This window comes from Candidatus Angelobacter sp., from assembly GCA_035607015.1.
In the GTDB taxonomy this organism is placed as follows: domain Bacteria; phylum Verrucomicrobiota; class Verrucomicrobiia; order Limisphaerales; family AV2; genus AV2.
The window spans coordinates 1-2,986 of record DATNDF010000151.1; the positions used below are offsets into that span (position 1 = coordinate 1).

Consider the following 2,986-nt stretch of genomic DNA (forward strand, 5'->3'; position numbering starts at 1 on the left):
TTTTGTGCGTGCTGAACCTGCGCGTCAGCGGACGCATTTGCCTGTTCCTCCGCCTCGGCTTGTGCGGCCTGCGCCGCTTGCTGGGCCTGGGCAACCTCGCGCTTGACCTGTTCCTGAACTCGCGCGAGTTCTTCCTCCTGCGGCTGCTGGGCGCGCGCGGACGCGGCGCCCGGACATAATGAGACTGCGATGATCGCGACGGAAGTGATGACCGATTTCATTTCGTTTCCTTTCAGTTTTTGGGTGAGTTCGACGGGTCCGCGGGTTCAGAATAGTCTGCCAGCTGGACGAGTTGTTGCTGGGTCTGGCGCAGACCCGCGTCCGTCAGTACCGCGACGGTGTCCAGGTCCTTTTTGAGCGAGACGTAGTCAGCGACGCGCCGGGATTCCAGCCGGCTCAGGGCGGCGTAGATGGCCTGGCTGTCCTCCGTGCGTTTCGTCTCGACGGCCCGGGCAAACTCGGCGAGCAGCTGCCTGTTCTGTTCGTCGGATGCCGCCAGCATGGCCGGGGCTCTTTTGCCCAGCTCCTCCCGCAGCAATTGCGCAAGCTCCTGGCGCAGTTGCTGGCGTATCTCCGGTTCGATGGCCGCGCGCACTCGTCGGACATCCGGCGTGGCCGAGGTGAGCCGTCCGATGCCGACGCCTGTCGCGAGCACGATCGCCGCCGCCGCGGCCCATTTGATCAAAGGCCGTGCTGGCACGGCGCGGGGTCGCTTCGCGGTCACCCGCCACGCGTCCAGGTCTCTTCGCGCCGCCCGCCATTCGGCGACCTTGCCCTTGCAATCCGGGCAAACCGCGAGGTGCGCGGCAAGGCCGGTGTGTTCCTCGGAGTTCAACTCGTCGTACAGATACGACATCCATTCTTCACGAGCCGGGTGGTTCATAGCATTACACTTTCTCTTGTCTGTCCCGCGGACTTTACGAGGCTTTTCGCCGTCTCGACCGCGAGCATGGGTTTCAAAATTCTGTTCATCTGTGTCAGCGCCTCGGCCATGCGCGACTTTACCGTGCCTTCCGGCACATCCAACACTGCCGCAATTTCCCGGAACTTCAGGTTCTCGTAATGCCGCATCACGAGCACTGTTCGGTACGCCTCCGGCAGTTGCAGCAATGCCTGTCGCACCAGTTCGCCGCGTTCCTGCTCCACCAGCGACCCGTCCGGCCCGGGTTCGGGCGCAACGAACGCCTCCAGCGCGGCGACCGTCTCCCCGCACGGATCCATCGATTCCTCCCGACGCTTCGAGCGGCGCAGTTCGTCGTAACAAAGGTTCAGCGCGATCCGCCACAGCCATGTGGAAAACCTGCCGTTGGGCTGGTAATCCTTCCGCTTCGCAAAGACGCGCGCAAATGCCTCCTGGGTCAGGTCTTCGGCGCGGTGCTCGTCCCCCGTCATCCGGACGCAGAGATGATGAATGCGACCCTCCCACTGGCGCACGAGCCGGGCGAAAGCCTCCTCGTCATCCTGCGTCTGCACGCGCCACATCGCCTGCTCATCAGTGATGGCAAAGAGCGAACGAAGCGAGGCAAAGGGAGCGGTCCGCATACAACTATCCCAGTCCGGGCCCGTGAGAAGTGTGGTTGACTGCGTGTCCGATAGTCATGCCATTCGATTTTTGACCACTCGTCTTTGCGTTCGTTTCAACAGGTTAAACGTTGGAAGGCTTCATTTGGTTCGGAAGAAAATTGCGGTGGGGGTCGCCGCTGCGAAAGGGATCGTCACTTTTAGCGCCCGCTGAATGATACGCCCGATGAAAGGGATGGGCCGCGCGGCCGTTCGGGTCGCGACGCGTCACGGGCAAAACGGCGGCGGGTCACGGCGATAACCGCACGAGATAAAACCGCCGGGTACGGCCGGTGGCGTTGGTGTCGGTGGCCTGAATGACTCCGCCCGTGCCGGGAAGGTTGGCGGCCACCAGCGACCAGACGTCGCCCGACACTTCGTTGGCGCGCTGCAAGTCGTAACCGGTGCCTGGAAACGTGGTGAAGCTGACCACACAGTTGCTGCCGGACAGCCGGAAATCGGTGATGCGCGGTGGCGCGTTCGTTGTGAACTCGTCTGCCCCGATATCCGACCCCGCCCCTTTCGGACGGGGATCGCCGTCAAAATCGTTCGTCACCGTGCCGAGCGTCGGCGCCTTGTCGATGGCGTTCGTCGCGGAAGGCAAAAGGTGCAGGTCGGCGGTGGCGGCATTGACGAACATCGCGGGCACGGCGGCAGGAAGATTTCCGCTCTGTGTGGCGGTGGCGTTGTCACGCAGGTGAATTGGCGCGTCCGCCAGATTGTTGCGGGCCGTGCCGTTGGTCGTGGTCGAAAAGCGAAATTCAACCGCGTAAAACTCGTTGCTGTTGACCAGGACCGTGTTGTGATCCACCTGCGTGCCGGGCGAATTCCACGCGATGATCGAGCCGTCGGAGCTGGCTTTGCGGCTGGCGCTGAGCAGACCCGGTGTGAGATAAACGAAGTTGTTGCGAACCACACCGCCGGCATGGTCGAAGTAGGGCACCGTATTTTCCAGGCCGTATGCGACCGCGCGATCCACATTGACGAACACGTTCTGCTCGGTGACCGTGTTGGCCGAGTGCCGCCAGAACAGCACGGCAGGGTTCCATGGATAGGCCGTGCCGTCCGGGTTGTGCAGGTTCTTGAAGAGGCTGCCGCGAACGGTCCAGTTTTGCGCCGCGTGCGCGCTGATGCCGTTGAAGTAGCCCACACCCGCGCCATGATCTGCCGGCGGGCTGCCCGTGTATTCGAACCAGCAGTATTCGACGACGCCGTTGTTCACACCGACCCCGTTCGTTACGCTCGTCGGATTGGATTTGATGAACTGCGAGCCGGCGTTGATCAGCCGGACGCAATAGACATGCGGCGACTGCGCGCCCGGATTGAAAATGATTTCGTTGTCGAAGGTGTCGCGGATCGTGAGATGGGCGATCGTCGTGTTGGTGCCGTTGGACCAGATACCGAACTCGACGTTGCCGTAGTTGGC

The 2,986-nt window shown here is 62.5% G+C and carries 4 protein-coding genes; all 4 read right to left on the minus strand.

Annotation, left to right across the window (positions count from 1 at the left end; all coding sequences use genetic code 11):
• On the minus strand, positions 1 to 221 hold a 221-nt coding region (locus VN887_06165), incomplete at its 3' end, for a hypothetical protein (protein ID HXT39591.1).
• A gap of 11 nt (positions 222 to 232) precedes the next feature.
• Positions 233 to 883 carry a zf-HC2 domain-containing protein gene (locus VN887_06170; protein ID HXT39592.1) on the minus strand — a complete coding sequence of 217 codons (651 nt, stop codon included), beginning with the start codon at positions 881 to 883 and terminating at the stop codon, positions 233 to 235.
• Positions 880 to 1,542 carry a sigma-70 family RNA polymerase sigma factor gene (locus tag VN887_06175; protein ID HXT39593.1) on the minus strand — a complete coding sequence of 221 codons (663 nt, stop codon included), beginning with the start codon at positions 1,540 to 1,542 and terminating at the stop codon, positions 880 to 882. Before VN887_06175 ends, VN887_06170 begins: the two co-directional genes overlap by 4 nt.
• A gap of 268 nt (positions 1,543 to 1,810) precedes the next feature.
• Positions 1,811 to 2,986: choice-of-anchor Q domain-containing protein (locus VN887_06180; protein ID HXT39594.1), on the minus strand; the 1,176-nt coding region annotated here is incomplete at its 5' end.